The sequence below is a fragment of the Xanthomonas sp. NCPPB 2866 genome (assembly GCF_041475745.2).
Classification (GTDB): Bacteria; Pseudomonadota; Gammaproteobacteria; order Xanthomonadales; family Xanthomonadaceae; genus Xanthomonas; species Xanthomonas arboricola.
The window spans coordinates 3,437,523-3,456,144 of sequence record NZ_CM192975.1 but is presented as its reverse complement, the minus strand read 5'-3'; the positions used below and the strand labels follow the sequence as shown (position 1 = coordinate 3,456,144).

Annotated in this window: 16 protein-coding genes; 10 read left to right on the top strand and 6 right to left on the bottom strand. The window is 65.4% G+C overall.

Annotated features, from left to right (window positions below; genetic code table 11):
- Positions 1–12: 12 nt before the first annotated feature.
- On the bottom strand, positions 13–1,695 hold the full coding sequence (locus ACCQ04_RS14830; protein WP_226427281.1) for an alpha-L-fucosidase: 1,683 nt from the start codon (positions 1,693–1,695) through the stop codon (positions 13–15).
- Between the two features lie 208 nt (positions 1,696–1,903).
- Positions 1,904–4,564 carry a TonB-dependent receptor gene (locus ACCQ04_RS14825; protein WP_065032635.1) on the bottom strand — a complete coding sequence of 887 codons (2,661 nt, stop codon included), beginning with the start codon at positions 4,562–4,564 and terminating at the stop codon, positions 1,904–1,906.
- 717 nt (positions 4,565–5,281) lie between these two features.
- Here ACCQ04_RS14825 and ACCQ04_RS14820 point away from each other — a divergent pair.
- Positions 5,282–6,280 carry a glucokinase family protein gene (locus ACCQ04_RS14820; RefSeq protein WP_226427563.1) on the top strand — a complete coding sequence of 333 codons (999 nt, stop codon included), beginning with the start codon at positions 5,282–5,284 and terminating at the stop codon, positions 6,278–6,280.
- Between the two features lie 297 nt (positions 6,281–6,577).
- Here the strand turns inward: ACCQ04_RS14820 and ACCQ04_RS14815 are convergent, their stop codons facing one another.
- Positions 6,578–7,312, bottom strand: coding sequence for a 16S rRNA (uracil(1498)-N(3))-methyltransferase (locus tag ACCQ04_RS14815; protein ID WP_047126994.1), 735 nt, complete (start codon positions 7,310–7,312; stop codon positions 6,578–6,580).
- Complete coding sequence (gene bioA / locus ACCQ04_RS14810) at positions 7,303–8,721, bottom strand: adenosylmethionine--8-amino-7-oxononanoate transaminase (protein ID WP_226427280.1); 1,419 nt, start codon at positions 8,719–8,721, stop codon at positions 7,303–7,305. Before bioA ends, ACCQ04_RS14815 begins: the two co-directional genes overlap by 10 nt.
- Positions 8,722–8,762: 41 nt before the next feature.
- Between bioA and nudE the strand changes: the two genes are divergently transcribed.
- The 9 genes from nudE to ACCQ04_RS14765 all read left to right on the top strand — a co-directional run bounded on the left by nudE (position 8,763) and on the right by ACCQ04_RS14765 (position 15,798).
- Positions 8,763–9,311: an ADP compounds hydrolase NudE gene (nudE, locus tag ACCQ04_RS14805; RefSeq protein WP_016905001.1), complete on the top strand. Its 549-nt coding sequence runs from the start codon at positions 8,763–8,765 to the stop codon at positions 9,309–9,311.
- Positions 9,308–10,108, top strand: coding sequence for a 3'(2'),5'-bisphosphate nucleotidase CysQ (gene cysQ, locus ACCQ04_RS14800; protein ID WP_226427279.1), 801 nt, complete (start codon positions 9,308–9,310; stop codon positions 10,106–10,108). The genes nudE and cysQ overlap by 4 nt, the downstream gene beginning before the upstream one ends.
- 177 nt (positions 10,109–10,285) lie before the next feature.
- A complete protein-coding gene (gene mazG / locus ACCQ04_RS14795; RefSeq protein WP_226427278.1) occupies positions 10,286–11,242 on the top strand; it encodes a nucleoside triphosphate pyrophosphohydrolase in 957 nt (318 codons plus the stop codon).
- Positions 11,239–11,574 carry a YnfA family protein gene (locus ACCQ04_RS14790; RefSeq protein WP_102253671.1) on the top strand — a complete coding sequence of 112 codons (336 nt, stop codon included), beginning with the start codon at positions 11,239–11,241 and terminating at the stop codon, positions 11,572–11,574. The genes mazG and ACCQ04_RS14790 overlap by 4 nt, the downstream gene beginning before the upstream one ends.
- Before the next feature lie 215 nt (positions 11,575–11,789).
- On the top strand, positions 11,790–12,755 hold the full coding sequence (locus tag ACCQ04_RS14785; RefSeq protein WP_039519637.1) for an SPFH domain-containing protein: 966 nt from the start codon (positions 11,790–11,792) through the stop codon (positions 12,753–12,755).
- 3 nt (positions 12,756–12,758) lie between these two features.
- Positions 12,759–13,193, top strand: coding sequence for an NfeD family protein (locus tag ACCQ04_RS14780; RefSeq protein WP_226427277.1), 435 nt, complete (start codon positions 12,759–12,761; stop codon positions 13,191–13,193).
- Positions 13,194–13,355: 162 nt separating this feature from the next.
- Positions 13,356–14,465: a glycine cleavage system aminomethyltransferase GcvT gene (gene gcvT / locus ACCQ04_RS14775; RefSeq protein WP_226427276.1), complete on the top strand. Its 1,110-nt coding sequence runs from the start codon at positions 13,356–13,358 to the stop codon at positions 14,463–14,465.
- Positions 14,466–14,610: 145 nt separating this feature from the next.
- Entirely contained in the window at positions 14,611–15,006 is a 396-nt protein-coding gene (gene gcvH, locus ACCQ04_RS14770) for a glycine cleavage system protein GcvH (protein ID WP_226427275.1), read from the top strand.
- A 180-nt stretch (positions 15,007–15,186) separates the two neighbouring features.
- Complete coding sequence (locus ACCQ04_RS14765) at positions 15,187–15,798, top strand: hypothetical protein (protein ID WP_226427274.1); 612 nt, start codon at positions 15,187–15,189, stop codon at positions 15,796–15,798.
- Positions 15,799–16,014: 216 nt separating this feature from the next.
- On the opposite strand, the gene ACCQ04_RS14760 is transcribed toward ACCQ04_RS14765, so the two are convergent.
- A complete protein-coding gene (locus ACCQ04_RS14760; protein ID WP_226427273.1) occupies positions 16,015–16,446 on the bottom strand; it encodes a hypothetical protein in 432 nt (143 codons plus the stop codon).
- A 641-nt stretch (positions 16,447–17,087) separates the two neighbouring features.
- A complete protein-coding gene (locus ACCQ04_RS14755) occupies positions 17,088–18,467 on the bottom strand; it encodes a serine hydrolase domain-containing protein (protein ID WP_039813429.1) in 1,380 nt (459 codons plus the stop codon).
- Positions 18,468–18,622 lie beyond the last annotated feature (155 nt).

The window sequence follows — 18,622 nt, the reverse complement described above, 5'->3', positions numbered from 1 at the left end:
AAACAGCATCCGTCAGGGAGTGGAGGAAGAAGAAAGATCGATGCGCAGCACGTAGGCATGCTCGCCGACCGGCTTGGCAGGCAGGCTCAGATGCAGGCCGTCGGCCTGCTGCTCGAACGGCACCTTCTTGCCGTTGGCCAGCAGCGTCACGCCGCGCACGCCGTCGGCCGGTGTGAGCGAGCGGATCACCGCCTTGCCGCCGGCCGGCCAGCCGAGTTCGATCGCATACAGCGCGCCATCGCGCGTGGTGAAGCGGAAATCCTCGGCGGTGTAGGGCTTGGTCTTGACGTCCTGGAAGGTGCCGCCGACCACCTCGGTCGGGCCTTCGCCATACACGCGCCACGGCTTGCTGTCGTAGATCGCGCCGCCGTTGGTCTTGAGCCACTTGCCGATCGCCAGCAGGATGCCGCGCTCGGTGTCCGGGATCGAGCCATCGGCACGCGGGCCGATGTTGAGCATCAGGTTGCCGTTCTTGGCCACCACATCGGCCAGCATGTGGATGATGAAGGTCGGCGACTTGTAGGTGTCGTTTTCGATGTAGCCCCACGACGCATTGCTCACCGAAGTGTCGGTCTGCCAATGGGTGGGATGGATGCCGGTGAGCTGGCCGCGCTCGATGTCCAGCGTGCCGGCCCCTTCCGGAAACGCGCCCAGCTTGTAGTTCACCACCACGCCGCGATCGGCTTCGGTGCGCGCCGCGCCCTGGTTGTAGTAGTAGGCCAGCATGGTCGGCAGGCTGCTGCGGAAGGTGGGGTGGGCAATCCACCAGTCGAAATAGATCAGGTCCGGCTGATAGGTGTCGATCAGCTCGGTAGTACGCGCCAGCCAGTCGTCCAGCCAGGCCTGCGACACCGGGGTCCAGTCGTTGGCCACATCGGCATCGTCCTTGCCAGGCAGGCGCACCTGCGCCGGGCCGTACAGCGCGGCATAGCGCGGGTCGTTGACGTCCGAATCGAACTTGCGCCCGCCATCGAAGAACCAGTTGTGCTCGGCGCGGTGCGAGGACAGCCCGAAGTGCAATCCCTGCGCGCGGATCGACTTGGACAACTCGCCCAGCAGATCGCGTTTGGGGCCCATCTTGACCGCAGTCCAGTCCGACAACCGGGAGTCGTACAGCGCAAAGCCGTCATGGTGCTCGGCCACCGGCACCACATAGCGCGCGCCGGATTGCCGGAACAGCTTGGCCCAGGCATTCGGATCGAACTTGGGCGCGGTGAACTTGGGAATTAGATCCTTGTAGCCGGAGCGCGCCTGCGGGCCATAGGTCGCCACGTGATGGGCGAATTCCTTGGAGCCCTCCAGGTACATGTTGCGCGAATACCACTCGCTGCCGAACGCCGGCACCGAGAACACGCCCCAATGGATGAAGATGCCGAACTTGGCATTGTCGTACCACGCCGGCGATTGATAGGCCTTGAGTGCAGCCCAGTCGGGGCGGAACGGACCCTTGCGTGCGCCGGCCTCGGCTTCGCGCACCAGGCGCTCGCGCTCGGGTGCGTACTTGGCGGTGGCGCTGAGCCACTGCTGGTCGATCTGTTCCGGGCTGAGCGTGGTGGCGGTGGGCGCGGTGGGCGATTGCGCGCTGAGCGTGGCAGCAGGCAACGCGAGCAGCAGACCGAGCGCGAGCATTCGCGTTCTGGGTGCAGCTCCGGCGTGGCGGCGGGATGGAGCCGCAGGGCGGCTATCGGTCGTCATGGGAACTGCACTCCTTCAAGCGAGACGTGTCGGTTGCAGCGCAGCCGGCACGTGGATGGCAAAAGCGGGCCTGGCCATGCTCCCTCAACCGCGAAGGGGCGTGGCCAGTACCACTCCTTGGTACAACATCGAGCGGTGCACTGCATGCAACACACCGCTCAAAAAAAAGCGCGCCACCGTGGAGGGTCGGTGGCGCGCCGGTGCTGCATCAGAACTTGAAGTTCAACTGGGCCTGATAACCGCGGCCGTTCTTGTAGAACGCCGTGGGGGTCGAGCGGGTGTTGCTGAACAGCCGGTAGGTGGAATCCAGCAGGTTGGTCGCGCCGAAGGTGATGCCCATGTAATCGGTGATCTGATACGAGGCGGTCAGATCCAGCTGCTTGTAGCTGTCTGCGAAGTCCTGCGAGGCGAGGCGGCCGATCTGGGTGAAGTACTTGGAACGGAAGCTGTAGTTCACACGCACCATCCAGTCGCCATGCTCCCAGTACGGGATGATGTTGTAGGTGTCGCGCGACAGGTACGGCAGGTTCAGGCCCGAGCTCGAATCGGATTCGGCAAAGGTGTAGTTGGCCTGCACACCGAAGCCCAGACCCAGCGACTGCTGGTAGTTCACCGACACGCCCTTGACCTTGGCGTCGGAGACGTTGATCGGCGAGGTCACCGTGTAGATGCCGGAGTTGCCGCTGATCGGATCGGTCAACTGCTGCTGGCTGGTGGTGTTGACGATGTAGGAGCTGATGTCGCGATAGAACACTTCACCGGACAGCATGCTGGACGGCGCGAAATACCACTCCGCAGCAAGGTCGTAGTTGGTGGACTCGTACGGCTTCAGGTCCGGGTTACCGCCACCGGCGGTCAAGTTGCCGTTCGCACTGTTGATGCTGAACGTGCCGGCCAGATCGCCATAGCGTGGACGTGCGATCACCTTGGCAGCCGAGAAACGCAGCACGGCGTCGTCGGTGATGTCGTAGGCGATGTTGAAGCTCGGCAGCGCCTTGCGGTAGTCGTTGGTCTCGGCCACGCGCGAGTAGTTGGTGCCGCCATCGGCGGTCTGCCAGTACAGCGACTTGTCGGTGGTGTCGACCAGGCGCACGCCGACGTTACCGCGCCACTTGCCGGTCTCGTAATTCAACTGGGTGTAGAAGTTCTGCGTGATCTCCTTCACCTCGAACGAGGAACCGTAATCGGGACGGTACGGACCCTGCGGCTGCGACAGCAGATAGTTGCGGATCGAGTTCAGGCTGGCGGTCGGCCAGGTGGTCAGGTCGCCACTTGCGCCCAGGCCGTCGTACAGACCGCTCGGGGTGGTGCCCGGGTTGAACTGGGTCAGCGAGATCGCATCGGTGGTATTGATGCGATTGCCGCGTGCGTCCACGCCGTTGTTGTGGTTGATGTACTTGTAGCCGAACAGCAGTTTGGTGAACGGGCCCAGCTCCAGATCGCGGGCCGCATCCCACTGGAAGTATTTCTCTTCGTCGGTGCTCTTCTGATAGAAGATGCCGCCGGCCTGCATCGCGCTGGAGTCCTGCGAGCCGGCGGGCAGGCCGGCCGGCGAACCGGGCAGCGTCCAGTTCGAGGCGCCGCCGTTGTCGTAGTTCACCGCGGTGTTCTGACCATCGAAGGCGTAGTTATAGCCGCCGTCGGTCATCAGGAACTTCATCAGGTACTCGGGGTTCTTGCCGCCGGTGGCCTTGGTGTCGCCGACCTGGGTGGTGAACACCCACTTCTCGCCCGACCAGTCGTGACGCAGGTTCAGGCTCTTGGTGGTGACGGTGCTCTCGCGGTAGTTCGCGTCCAGCTGAGCGTACGGCTGCCCCGCGGCGCCATCGCCGAAGGTCGCCGAGGTGACCACGCCGTTCTGCACATTGGCGCTGGTGACCTTCTGCAGGTCGTTGTTGCACGCCGGGCAGACGTAACGCGATTCGCTGAAGTTGTTGTACTTGCCCTTGATGTACAGGCCGGTCAGGTTGAATTCGTTCTGCTCGTTCGGCTTCCACTGCAACGCGCCCTGCACGCCGCTGCGTTCGCGGGTCTGCTGGAAGAACGCGCTGTTGATGCCGGCCGGTACACGGGCGGTGGCCACATCGCTGCCGTCGCCGGTGATGGTGGCGCTGGCGGGAATGTTGGCGCCGGTGGTGTAGCCGAAGTATTCGATACCGGCGCGTGCCAGGTCCTGCTTGTCATGCGTGGCGGAGATCAACGCGCCGAAGGTCTCGTCGTCGTTCTTCCAGCTCCACAGCGCCGAGCCGCGCGGATTGCCTTCTTCCGAACGGTCGTTGTAGTTGTAGCCGACCGAGCCGCGGATGGTGTTCTTGGGCAGGTCCAGCGGCTTGCGGGTGTGCACGATCACGGTGCCGCCGATCGAGCCTTCGTCGATGCGCGCTTCCGGGGTCTTGTAGACCTCCATCAAGCCGATGATTTCCGGCGACAGCAGGGTGTAGTTGAAGGTACGGCCGCTGGTGTCGGTCGGGTTGCCGCCCCAATCGCCCGAGGCGATGGTCTGGCCGTTGAGCAGCACGCGGTTCAAGGCCGGGTCGGTACCGTTGATGCTGACCTTTTCGCCTTCGCCGAACTGGCGGTCGACGCTGATGCCTGGCAGGTGCGACAGCGATTCGGCGGCGTTGATGTCCGGGAACTTGCCGATGTCTTCGGCGCTGATCGCATCGACGATCGAGTTGGCCGAGCGCTTGACTGACTGGCTCTTCTCCAGCGATGCGCGATAACCGGTGACGGTGATGGTATCCAGCTCGGTGGTCGCCGACGGCGTGGCGGCAGGAGCCTGTTGTTCTTGTCCGGCAGCCATTGCAGAGCCGGAGCAGTACAGAGCGGCGGTAATACAGAGTGCTAACGTCGTGGTGCGGCTGTGCATGGCTAAACCTCGTTGGTTAGTGCTGTGAGCGCGCCGCCTCTGGAAGGCGTCACGCGCTCGGCGTGGCCGGCAAAACAACACGCCCTGACCGATCGCGGTGATCCCACTGGCACGCGTCGCAAGAGGCGGGCCCGGGTGATTCGCGTGGTAGAGGAGGTGTCCCCCGTGTGGTGAAGCGGTAGAGCGAATGCGACTTCAGCGAGTCGAACATCGGGTGATGTCCCGCTCACGAATCTGGAATGCACCGGCGAGGGAGTAGCCCGTTCCTGAGTACCGAACAGTCCATGGCCCCTCCTGCCAGAACCCCGATTTGGATCGAGTCTCGCGTAGCGTTGACAGCGTTGTCAACACATCGTCACAGATCTCTGAAGCGGCTGCGATTGCGCTGCATTGCAGCATTTCTCCGCGATGCCATGCACTGCGCCGATACCGTTGCGCAATGCGCCGTCGGTGGCTCGCGGTTTTGATCAGCTGTTTCTATGGGGAATGGCGCTTGTGCAAATGGCGGGTGCCGTTTTGTGCTGAAATCGCTGTCGCAAACGTGGAATTTGAGTGAATGATGAAATTGGCGGCATCCTGTTTAAATCGTGATCGCCACGGTTGCGTTACAGGGCGATTACTGACAACGTTGTCTACCCCGTTACCGTTCGTCGGACAATGGGCATGACGCCAGCCCGCGGCCACTTATCAGGAGAATGCGTGAGCGCAAGCAGTCCAATGGAAGCGGTGGCCTTTCCGCGCCCCGACACCTTCGTTGCCGCAGACGTGGGGGGGACGCATGTGCGTCTGGCGCTGGTGTGCGAAAGCCCCGATCCACGCCAACCGGTCACGGTGCTGGACTACCGCAAGTACCGGTGTGCCGACTACCCGGGCCTGGCCGAGATCATGGCCGCGTTCTTTGCGGAGCTGGGCTGCGCGCCGGTGCAGCGTGGTGTCATCGCCAGTGCCGGGTATGCGCTGGAAGACGGCAGCGTGATCACCGCCAACTTGCCGTGGGTGCTGGCGCCCGAGCAGATCCGCCGCCAGCTCGGCATGCAGGCATTGCATCTGGTCAACGATTTCGAAGCGGTGGCGCATGCGGCCAATTACATGGTCGGCAATCAGGTCCTGCAGTTGTCCGGTCCGCCGCAGGGTGCGCCGGGTCCGGCACTGATCCTGGGCCCGGGCACCGGCCTGGGCGCGGCGTTGTGGATTCCCAACGGCGCCACCCCGGTGGTGTTGCCGACCGAGGCCGGCCACGCCGCGCTTGCTGCCGCCAGCGATCTGGAAGTGGCCTTGCTGCAGGAGTTGCGCCGCGCGCGCACGCATGTGGCCACCGAGCACCTGCTCTCCGGCCCGGGCCTGTTGAATCTCTACACCGCACTGGCCGCGCTGCGTGGCGTGCCGGCGCTGCATGCCAGCCCGGCCGATGTCACTGCCGCCGCACTGGCTGGCGAGGACGTGCTGGCGCGCGATGCGCTACAGGCGTTCTGCGGCTTCATGGGCAGCGTGGTCGGCGACATGATGCTGCTCTATGGCGTGCGCAGCGGTGTCTATCTGGCGGGTGGATTCCTGCCGCAGATCGCCGCATTCGTGGCCGCAAGCGATTTCGTCGTACGTCTGCTCGACAAGGGCGCATTGCGTCCGGCGCTGGAGCAGGTGCCGGTCAGCATCGTCGAGCACGGCCAGCTCGGTGTGATCGGCGCGGCCAGCTGGTTCCTGCAGCACGGCCGCTGAGCGCCCGCGCAGCGCCAGTTGCAGCAGTCTGGCTGCACCAAACCGATCAACTCCACATCCCGTAGGAGCGCACCTGGGCGCGACAAGGCATTCTCGATAACGCCGGGTCGCGCCCAGGTGCGCTCCTACGAGTCGGCGCGGGTTTAGGGCCGGGACGCAGTGGACGGAGCCATCGACATGCAGCGGACGACGCAACGCCGATCAACTCCACATCCCGGTAGGAGCGCACCCGGGCGCGACGAGGCATTCCCGATAAAGCCCGGTCGCGCCCAGGTGCGCTCCTACGATGGCGTGGCGCTATAGGTCACCGAACCGCGACTGCAGCGCCGCGATTGCCGCCAGGCCCGCGGTTTCGGTACGCAGAATGCGTGGCCCCAGTTGCAGGCCGCTGAAACCGGCCTCGGCGAGGGTGGCGCGATCACGCGGCGACCAGCCGCCTTCCGGGCCGATCGCCACGATCACATGCGGTTGCGCGCCGAGCGCCAGGCTACCCAGGCGATGCTCGCCGTGCGGGTCCAGCGTCAGCCGTAACGCCTGCGGGTCGCTGGCCTGCGCCGCATCCTGCAGGCCGTGCGGAGCAGCGACCGTGGGAATGCGCGCACGCCCGGACTGCTCGCAGGCCGACACCACCACGCTACGCCAATGCGCCAGGCGTTTTTCCATGCGCGCCGCATCCAGCTTGACCTCGGTGCGCTCGGCGTTGACCGGCACGACCGCCGTTACCCCCAGCTCGGTGGCCTTCTGCAGGATCAGATCCATCTTCTCGCCGCGCGCAATGCCCTGGATCAGGGTGATCGACAGCGGCGACTCGTTGCGCAGCGGCTCGGCACGTTCCACCAGTGCGCGCGCCTCGCGTTTGCCGGCCAGGGTGATGCGCGCGTGGTAGTCGCTGCCGTCGCCGTTGAACAGCACGCAGGCATCGCCCTCGCGCAGTCGCAGCACACGCAGCAGGTGATTGGCCGACTCTTCCGGCAGCGTCACCTCCTGGTCGCAGTGCAGCGGCAGTGCGACATGGGAGCGGGTCAGGCGCATGCAACGGCCTCCTCGATGGCGTGGCGGGTGGTCGCAGCCAGCAGCGCAAGTTGCGCGTCGTCCACGCAATACGGCGGCATCCAGTACAGCACGTCGCCGAGCGGGCGCAGCACCACGCCCTTGTCGAGTGCGGCGCGATAAGCCTTCAGGCCCACCCGCGCCGCAGACGGGAATGGCGTGCGCTTGTCGCCGCCCTGCGTGAGTTCGAACGCCACGATCATGCCGGCCTGGCGCACGTCGGCCACCGCGGGGTGTTCGCCGATCTGCGCAGCCAGCGTGGTCATGTGCGCGGCGGTGCGCTGGTTGCGCGCAATGACATCGTCGTCTGCAAAGATCTGCAGGGTTGCCAGCGCGGCGGCGCATGCCAGCGGATTGCCGGTGTAGCTATGCGAATGCAGGAACGCACGTTCGCGCGAGTCGTCTAGGAACGCCGCGTACAACTGCTGCGTGGCCAGCACCGCCGACAGCGGCAGGAATCCGCCGGTCAGCCCTTTGGACAGGCACAACAGGTCGGGCATGATCCCGGCCTGTTCGCAGGCGAACAGGCTGCCGGTGCGACCGAAGCCGGTGGCGATCTCGTCGGCGATCAGGAACGCGCCATGCGCGTCGCACAGTTCGCGTGCGCGGCGCAGATAGGCCGGGTGATACATGCGCATGCCGCCTGCGCACTGCACGCGCGGCTCCAGGATCAGCGCGCAGATTTCGCCGGGCGATTGTTCGAACACCGCCTGCAGCGCATCGGCCGCCTGCAATGCGTAGTCTTCTGCGCTCTGTCCGGGCTCGGCCAGGTAGGCATCGGGCGAGGGCGCAAAGATCGACTCCAGCAGCAACGGCGCATACACGCGCCGATACAGCGGGATGTCGCCGACCGACAGCGCGCCGATGGTCTCGCCGTGGTAGCCGTTTTCCAGCGCGACGAAACGCGTGCGGCGGTGCTCGCCGCGGTTATGGAAATAGTGGAAGGCCATCTTCAAGGCCACTTCCACGCCGGCCGAGCCATTGTCGGCATAGAACACCTTGGACAACGGCGCGCGGCCGGCCTGGCGCGGCGCGATCGCCAACAGGCGCTCGGCCAGCTGCACGGCGGGCGCATGGGTGAAGCCGGCCAGCATCACCTGCTCCAGTTCGCCAGCCTGGCGCGCGATGGCCGCGCCGATGCGCGGTTCGCTATGGCCGAACAGGTTGGTCCACCAACTGCTGACCGCGTCCAGGTAGTGGCGACCGTCGTGGCCGATCAGCCACGCACCGTCGCCACGCGCGATCGGCACCAGCGGAAGTGTGTGCGGGTGCTCGCGCATCTGCGTGCAGGGGTGCCACAGCACGGCAAGATCGCGTTGCCGCCAATGTTCGTCAGCTTGGGAGGCTGCCGGGTCTGCTAGGATTTCGGGCTCATGAACATGTCGATGCATACGCCTATTCTATCGGTCGGCCCCGCCGCTGCGTGCGACGCATGAGCCCGCGCCTGCCGACCATCCACAAGATCACCGATCTGGGTGACGGGCCGTTCCGTCGCCAGCAGCTGGATCTGGAATTTTCCAACGGCGAGCGTCGCCTTTACGAGCGCCAGCTCAGCCAGGGCCACGGCGCGGTGGTGGTGGTGCCGATGCTCGACGCGCAGACCGTGCTGCTGGTGCGCGAGTATGCCGCCGGCGTGCATCGTTACGAGCTGGGCCTGGTCAAGGGCCGCATCGATGCCGGCGAAACGCCGGAGCAGGCGGCCGACCGCGAGCTCAAGGAAGAAGCCGGTTACGGCGCGCGCCAGGTACAGGTGCTGCGTGCGATGACGCTCGCTCCTACTTATATGAGTCACCAATCCTGGTTGGTGCTGGCACGCGACCTCTATCCCGAGCGCCTGGTGGGCGACGAGCCGGAAGAGATGGAGGTGGTGCCCTGGCCGATCGCCCGTCTGGACGAATTGATGCTGCGCGAAGATTTTTCCGAAGGCCGCTCGCTGGCCGCCTTGTTCATTGCGCGCGAGTGGCTGGAGCGCAACCCATGATCCGCATCCCGATGGAACTGCGCGAAACCGTGATCGCCATCGCCCGCGAGGCGGGGGCGGCGATCATGGATGTCTATGCGCAGGATTTCGCAGTGGAGATCAAGGACGACGCCAGCCCGCTGACCCAGGCCGACCTTGCCGCCAACCGTGTCATCGTCGAAGGCTTGCGCCGGGTCACTCCGGACGTGCCGGTGCTGTCGGAAGAATCCGCGCACGTGGCCTGGGAAGACCGCCAGTTCTGGACCAGCTACTGGCTGGTTGACCCGCTCGACGGTACCCGCGAGTTCGTCAAGCGCAACGGCGAGTTCAGCGTCAACATCGCCCTGATCCATATGGGCGCACCGGTGCTCGGCGTGGTGCAGGCGCCGGTCGATGGCCGGGTCTGGTACGCCGCACGGGGCGAGAACGCTTACCGCCGCGATGGCGACCGCGACGAGATGCTGCACACGTGCACGCCGGCGGCCACGCCGCTGCGGGTCGCCGCCAGTCGCTCGCATCGCGACGCGCGCACCGCCGCCGCGCTGGAGCGCATGGGCGAGATCGATGTAGTCGCGCAAGGCTCGTCGTTGAAGTTCTGCCGCATCGCCGAAGGCGACCTGGACGTGTATCCGCGCTTCGGCCCCACCTCCGAGTGGGACACCGCAGCCGGCCAGTGCGTGCTGCACGCCGCCGGCGGTGTGCTGCTGGCCGGCGGCACCGGCAAACCGTTCCGTTACAACCGCCGCGACACCTTGCTCAATGGCGATTTCATCGCGCTGGGCGATCCCAATCTGCCGTGGCGCAGCTGGCTGGTGTGAGCACGGCCGACCGCCGCTTGCGCGCTCGCGGGTTGGATCCTGCGGCTGCGCGCAATCCCGATGCAGTCACGTCCAATGCGGTCCCTGCCCATCGTCTGCCGCCAGGTGACCCGGCACGTGCCTGCGGCATCGCCCGGGCACGCCACTCCACTGCACCACACCTGCCAGGAACACACCATGTCTCAGTCCCCGCCGACCGGCGACCTCCAGCGCCTGCTGCAGCTGATGGCGCGCCTGCGCGATCGTGAGCACGGCTGTCCGTGGGATGTGGAGCAGACCTTCGCCAGCATCGCGCCGTACACCATCGAAGAAGCCTACGAAGTTGCCGACGCCATCGATCGCAACGACCTGCCGGCTCTGCGCGACGAGCTAGGCGACCTTCTCCTGCAGGTGGTCTTCCATGCGCAGATGGCCGCCGAGCAGGGCGCGTTCGGATTCGCCGACGTGGTCGCCACGCTCAGCGACAAGCTGGTGCGTCGCCACCCGCACGTGTTTGCCGAGCAACGTGCCGACGATGCGCAGGCGGTAAGCGCCAACTGGGAGCAGATCAAGCGCGACGAACGTCGCGCGGCCGGCCATCAGGATGACTCCGCACTTGCCGGCATCGCACGCGGCCTGCCGGAATGGCAGCGCTCCACCAAGCTGCAGGCGCGTGCGGCGCGGGTCGGCTTCGATTGGCCCGGCCCGGCGCCGGTGCTGGAAAAGTTGCAGGAAGAAATCGAGGAGCTGCGCGTGGAGTTCGCGCGTGGCCCGGTCGCCGACAACCAGGCGCGGCTGGAAGACGAACTCGGCGATGTGTTGTTCGTCTGCGCCAACCTGGCGCGCCACGCCAGGGTCGACGTGGGTGCGGCGCTGCGTCATGCCAATCTCAAGTTCGAGCATCGCTTTCGCGCGATGGAAGCGCAGGCGCAGACGGACGGCACCTCCCTGGCCGCGCTGTCGCTGCAGCAGCAGGAGGCGCTGTGGCAACAGGTCAAGCGCGGCGAACGCGGCGGTGATCCTGCTGCTCCCGATCGAGCTGCCGCGACGCCTGTCACTGACGCGCCTGCGGCCGGTGTGCAGGCGCGCGACACTGCGGAGCTGCAGCAGGCCGACGTTGGCAAGCAAGGCGTCGACAAGCCCGGCCACGCATGAATGGCGCACCGACCACGCTGTTGCTGTTCGCGGCCACTGCCGTTGCCGAGCTGGTCGGCTGCTACCTGCCGTATCTGTGGCTGCGCAAGGGCGGCAGCATCTGGTTGTTGCTGCCGACGGCGCTGAGCCTGGCCGTCTTCGTCTGGTTGTTGAGCCTGCATCCCGATGCCAGCGGCCGGGTGTATGCCGCCTATGGCGGGGTCTATATCGCCAGTGCGCTGCTGTGGCTGTGGTGGGTGGACGGGGTGACGCCGACGCGTTGGGATCTGCTGGGCGCAGCCTGCTGCCTGCTCGGCATGGCGATCATCATGTTCTCGCCGCGCGGCGCCTGAGAGCACCTTCGCAGCACCGTCTGCGCTTTGCAAAGCGCGGTCGCCTGCGCGTTGCGGCGAGCTGCGCAACGCCGACACGCTGCCCGAGGTGGTCAGCCACAGCGCCGCATGCAGGGTCGTGACCGCCGTTGCCGAAGGTGGGGCGCGCAGTGGGGACAGGTGGCGCTAGGGCATACTCAAGCCAAGGATCGACTCGTCATCGCAAGGGGCTGCTCATGTTTCCGACTTCTTTCTTGGCCATCGCCGTTCTGGTCGCTGGCGTCATCGTGTTGTTCAAGACCGTGCGCATGGTGCCGCAGGGCTTTCAGTGGACGGTGGAGCGCTTCGGCCGCTACACCCACACCATGAGTCCGGGTCTGCACTTTCTGGTGCCGGTGGTCTACGGCGTGGGGCGCAAGATCAACATGATGGAGCAGGTGCTCGACGTCCCTAGCCAGGACGTCATCACCAAGGACAACGCGGTGGTGCGCGTGGATGGCGTGGTGTTCTTCCAGGTGCTGGATGCCGCCAAGGCCGCCTATGAGGTCTCTAACCTGGAGATCGCCTCGATCGCGCTGGTGCAGACCAACATCCGCACCGTGATCGGCTCGATGGATCTGGACGAATCGCTGAGCCAGCGCGAGACCATCAATGCGCAGCTGCTCAGCGTGGTCGACCAGGCCACCAATCCCTGGGGCATCAAGGTCACGCGCATCGAGATCCGCGACATCCAGCCGCCGCGCGACCTGATCGACTCGATGGCGCGGCAGATGAAGGCCGAGCGCGAGAAGCGCGCGCAGATCCTCGAAGCCGAGGGCTCGCGCCAGTCGGAAATCCTGCGCGCCGAAGGCGAGAAGCAGGCCGCCGTGCTCGAAGCCGAAGGCCGCAAGGAAGCCGCGTTCCGCGACGCCGAGGCGCGCGAGCGACTGGCCGAGGCCGAAGCCAAGGCCACCCAGATGGTCTCCGATGCGATCGCCAATGGCAGCGTGCAGGCGATCAATTACTTCGTCGCGCAGAAGTATGTGGAGGCGTTCAAGGCGCTGGCCACCGCGCCCAACCAGAAGTTCGTGCTGATGCCGATGGAATCCAGCGGCGTCATCGGCTCGATCGCCGGCATCGCCGAGCTGGCCAAGGAGGCGCTGAACAAACCCGAGGCGAGCAATGTGCGCGTGCCGCCGATGCCGCCGCGCGTGGGAGGCTGAGCCATGCATTGGGACGTGGTGGCCTGGGCGGTACTGGCGTTGCTGTTGATTGCTGCCGAGACGCTGGTGCCCGGCGCGTTCCTGCTGTGGATGGGCATTGCCGCCGCAGCGGTGTGCGTGCTGGTGCTCGCGTTGCCGGGCATGTCGCTGCTGCTGCAGATCGTCGCCTTCGTGCTGCTGAGTTTCGTCTCGGTGCAGGTGTATCGCAGCTGGTTCCGCGGCAAGGGCCGGCAGAGTGATCGGCCCCTGCTCAACCGACGTGCCGAGCAGTTGATCGGTCGCTGCGTGGTGCTCGACCAGGCGATCCGGGAGGGACGCGGCCGTGCCAAGGTCGACGACGCGTTCTGGGTGGTCAGCGGCCCGGACCTTCCGGCCGGCACGCCGGTGCGCATCGTCGGTGTCGATGGCATGACCTTGCAGGTGCAGGCGGCCGGTTGATCGGGCAGGGCACGCGTCGTGCCCATGCAGCGATGCTGCAGCGCGGCGCGATAGAGCGCGGCCAGGTCCAGGTGTCGGCGGCGCGTTGCCGCATCGCCTGCGCCGTTTCCCCAGGCACGGCCAGGCGGCGATAATGGTCCTCTTTCCCTTGGACCGGTGCGCATGACCCAGAAGACCATCCTCAACGACACCCATCGTGCGCTCGGCGCCAAGATGGTCGACTTCGGCGGTTGGGACATGCCGATCCATTACGGCTCGCAGCTGGACGAGCACCACCACGTGCGTCGCGACGCCGGCATGTTCGATGTCAGCCACATGACCGTGGTCGACCTGCACGGTGCACGCGTGCGCGAGTTCCTGCGCTACCTGCTGGCCAACTCGGTGGACAAGCTCAAGGTCTCCGGCAAGGCGCTGTACACCTGCATGCTCAACCCGCAGGGCGGGGTGATCGATGATCTGATCGTCTACTTCCTGCGCGAGGACTTCTTCCGCCTGGTGGTCAACGCCGCCACCCGCGAAAAGGACCTGCAGTGGATCGGCGAACAGGCCGCAGCCTTCCAGGTGCGCGTGGAAGAGCGCGGCGACTTTGCGATGATCGCCGTGCAAGGGCCCAACGCGCGCGCCAAGGTGATCGAACTGGTGGATCCGGCCGATACCGTAGCGGCGAGCAAGCTCGGCCGTTTCGCTGCGCTGCAGACGCGTTCGCGCGATGGCGTGGAACTGTTCCTTGCGCGCACCGGCTACACCGGCGAAGACGGTTTCGAAATCGTGTTGCCGCAGGAGGCAGCAGTGGCGTTCTGGAACGCGCTGCTCGCGCAGGGCGTCAAGCCGGCCGGTCTGGGCGCACGCGACACCTTGCGTCTGGAAGCCGGCATGAATCTCTACGGCCAGGACATGGACGACACGGTCAGTCCGTACGAGGCCGCGCTGGCCTGGACGATCGCCCTGGACGACGGCCGCGACTTCATCGGTCGCGCCGTGCTCGAGTCGCAAAAGGCGCAGGGCGCACCGCGTCAGCTGATCGGTGTGGTGATGGACGAGAAGGGCGTGCTGCGGCATGGCCAGACCGTGCTTAGCGCCAGCGGCGAAGGCGAGATCCTGTCCGGCACCTTCTCGCCCACGCTCGGCAAGGCGATCGCGTTCGCGCGCGTGCCGGCCGGCAGCATCGACGCGCTGCGCGTGGACATCCGTGGCAAGCAGGTGCCGTTGCGCGCGGTGAAGTTTCCGTTCGTGCGCGACGGCCAGGCGCAGCCTGGCGTCCTCGGCGAATGAGTCAGACCTCTGCCGGGCGTGCAAACGTCCGGCAGCGTGCGACATCCATCGCCACCCACCGGCCGACACGCGCGTGCACCTGTGTTGTCGTGCGGTCTAAACTAGCCACCTGTCCCCAACCCAACAGTTTCCCCGGAGCACACCCATGAGCGAGATCCCTGGCGACCTCAAGTTCCTCAAATCCCACGAGTGGGCCCGCGTCGAAAGCAGCGGCCGCGTGACCGTCGGCATCTCCGACCACGCGCAGGGCTTGCTGGGCGACTTGGTCTACGTCGAACTGCCCGGCGTCGGCGACACCGTGCAGGTCGGTACCGGCGCGGCGGTGGTGGAGTCGGTCAAGGCCGCCTCCGACGTCTACAGCCCGGTCAGCGGCACCGTCGTCGAGGTCAACGGCGCACTCAGCGACAAGCCGGAAACCATCAACGAAGACGCCTACGGCGAAGGCTGGATCTTCGTGGTCGAACTCGACGACAAGGAAGAGCTCAACGACCTGCTGTCGCCGGACGACTACGCCGAGCTGCTGGAAGACGACGCGCACTGACCGCGCCTCGCCCGTCGCACACCCGGATGGCCGCTCGTTGGAGCGGCCATTTTTTTGTCTGCGTGGCGATGGCCGCGCGCCGATCCCGCCTGCCGATGGCGTGCGTCCTGCCGCGCTGCACGCGTCCGGCCGGTGCCGGCTGTCGCTCGCAGTCGAAGCCTTTGCCGATGTTCGACGACCGTGCACTCGCCAGCGGCATGCGCGCGCGACATCGTCGACTGCGTTGCGATCGTCGTGGTGTCGGATTTCCGACGTGAGCCGGTCGTGAGGAGATGGCGTGCAGCCGGTGAAAAATATTTGCAGCGTCGCCTGCATCCAACCTTGGACACGGTGCGCAACGGATGCCGTTGGCAGTGCACGCGGATGCACGCATGGGTCGAAAAACGCGCAATAAGTTTGCGCATTTTTGCTTGTGCGAGGCCTTGGGCAAGCTTGGTCGATAAAAAATTTTCAGCTGGCGGACAGGCGGCGCGCACTGCGGCGAGCAGGCGTGCGCTGCTACGTCGGTGCAGTGGGCAACAGCGTGCGCGTCTGCATCGCAAAAAAAAAACAGCACAAAAGAAGTGCTTTTTTGAAAACGTCGTTGCGCCGCTGCATGCCAAGGTCAGCGGCGCGCGCCATCGCACGGCGTCTTTGGACACGCTCGACGGGACGCGCCGCGACGAGGCGTTGAAAAAAAAATGCAAAAGAGTGTTGACAGTAAAAAAAAGCGTGATTAGGTTTCGCCCAGCAGACGTTGCTGCGAAAGAGAGTGAGCAGAATCGACATCAAGCCGACACGCTTGTTCCCTAAGTCCACCGAAGCGCTATCCACGGTGGAGTTGGGTCCGCTTCTCTCCGAAAAAGCAGCAGTCGCTCCGATCACGCACCCGCGTCGCTGTTCGATGCGGGTGTTTCTGTATCCGTCCCGTCGCGCATTACCTGCGGACGGTTCCCGACGACGGCGTGCCGTTGCGGGGTTTGCTTCAACTGGGCGTTTCACCTCCATAGTTCACTGACGAGGAGCCAATTACATGGCCACTGCAAAAGCTGCGAAAAAGAAACCCACTGCCAAGAAGGCAGTGAAGAAGACTGCCGCCAAGAAGGCAGTCAAGAAGGTCGCCAAAAAGGCAACCGCCAAGAAGGCAGTGAAGAAGACTGCTGCCAAGAAGGCCGTCAAGAAGACTGCAAAGAAGGCAACCGCCAAGAAGGCAGTGAAGAAGACTGCAAAGAAGGCAACCAAGAAGACTGCCGCCAAGAAGGCAGTGAAGAAGACTGCAAAGAAGGCGACCAAGAAGACCGCCGCCAAGAAGGCCGTCAAGAAGACCGCCAAGAAAGCGGTAAAGAAGACCGCCAAGAAGGCAGTTGCCAAGAAGGCGACCAAGAAGTCCGCCACCAAGAAGACTACCGCCAAGAAGCCTGCTGTGAAGAAGGTCGCCAAAAAGAAGCCGGCCGTTCGCAAGAAGAAGGCCGCTCCGGTCGCGCTGCCCGCAACCCCGGCGCCGCTGATCTGATCTGCACCACCCGATCGCCGTAAACATCGAGCTCTCTCCCCGACGCCCAGCGGGGAGGGAGCTTTTTTATTGACGTGCCCAGGGCGTCCGTGATCGAGGAAGTCCCGGTCGCACGCAGGCAGCCGAAGCTATCGCCGCTGGATGCGTTGCGCTGTGCGTGACGGGATGTCAGGCCGGGACGTTGTGGCTATCGCCACACTATCGCCGCTTGCCACCCGCCACCCGCTTTCTCCGGTCCAACGCTAGCAGTGGGCTGGGCCGCTGCGCCGCCCGCCCAACTGACCATCGTCTGTCCCGATCGGTCGTGCCGCCATCGATTGGCCTAGCGGTGCGGTGTGTTGGTCGTGCCAAGCGGGAGTAGATGCATTGGGCCGCATCGTGGGCAGCCACGCTCTCGCTTTTCAGTCAGGTCTGACGCGCTTACTCGACAAGGTGACTCAGACCTGCGCCTGCCATGATCGTCATCGCATGGCATGGAGCGATGCCCGGCTTCCGGCCACCGATGTCGACACGCCCGACTCGATTCTGCAGGCCGGAAACGACACAGGCGGCCGAAGCCGCCTGTGTGCGAGGTCGCCGCAACGCCAACTCAGCGCGGCGATGCCACCGACTTGCCCGACGAGGCGCCCTTGCCGGCAGGATCGGGGCGCTCGGCCAGCATGTTCTCGCTGCCGAAGTCGCCATCCACATCGATATCCAGCCAACGCTTGGCGGGCAGACCCAGCGCCCGATCCAGAATGGTGGGCAGCATGCCGGAGGGCAGGCCGCTCTCGCCGTTCCACATGATCGCGATGCCGAGATCACGTTCGGGCAGCAACGCGACCAGGCCGCGATAGCCTTGCACTGCGCCGGCATGGAAGACGACCTGATGGCCGGCGTAGTCGAACACGCGCCAACCCAGCGCGTAGCTGGCAGCGTCAACACGCTCGTGGCGCCAACCCGAGCGCATCTCCCCAGGCGTGGAGATCAGCGGCGCGTGCAGCGTCGCCAGCAGCGGCGCAGGCAGCACGTCGGTGCGGTGGCCGGTGTGCGCGAGCAGCCACTGCGCCATGTCGCTGGCGCTGGCATTGACGCCGGCAGCGGGGGCCAGACGGTAGTAGGTCGGCTTGGGCGTCAACGACACCCAGCCATTGCGGCTGCGCACATGCGGGCGCGCCCAGCGCGGGCTGGCCTGGATACCGGCCAGACCCATGCTCGCATCGTTCATGCCCAGCGGCTTGAAGATGCGGCGCTCCACCGACTGCTCGTAGAAGCTGCCGGACGCAGCGAACACCACATCGCCGACCAGGCTGAAGGCCACGTTCTGGTACGCATAGCAATCGCCGGGCGCGCAGCGCAGCGGTGCGGCGGCAAGCTTGTGGCTGAGCGAGTAGTAGTCGACGTTGGATTCGATATCGTTGTCGTAGGCGTTGCGGGTCAGCCCGACGCGGTGGCTCAGCACCTCGGCGACGGTGAGCTGCCGGGTGGCGACGTCATTGCTGAGCTGGAACCCAGGCACGTAGTCCACTACCTTGCTGTCCCAACGCAGCACGCCGTCGTTGACCAGCAACCCGGCCATGGTGCCGGCGAAGGCCTTGGACAGCGATGCCAGACGGAACACGGTATGCGCGTCGACCGGCTGCGGGTGATTGACGTCGGTGACACCATAGCCGCGCGCGCTCAGCACCTTGCCGCCCTGCACGATCGCCATCGCCATGCCGGGCAGGCGATTGCCGTAGGTCAACTGGTTGGCCATCGATTCGAACGCGGCCACATCGAACCCGGCCGCCGGGGCCAGCACCTGGCTGGCCGGAAGCGACGCGCGGTATTGCAGCGGGGCGGTGGGCGACTGCACGACGGTGGCCGGCTGCAGCGCAGAAGCAGCCGGCGCGGGTGTCTGCGCGGTGGAAGAGAGGGCCAGAGGCAATAACGCCCCGAGCAGCCCGATGGCCAACGGTCGGAACCGTCGGCGCCTGCGCATTTGAGTCATGGTTGTCCCGCCTGTTCCACTGCCTCCGACGATTCTAGCGCCGCGCTTTGCAATAGCACAAACTGCCGGAAGATGAATGGGCATCGTGTTGATCCTATTGATGATTTTAGGTTCATAAATCGAACTGCCAGGACCCTCTGCAACGCAATCGGGAG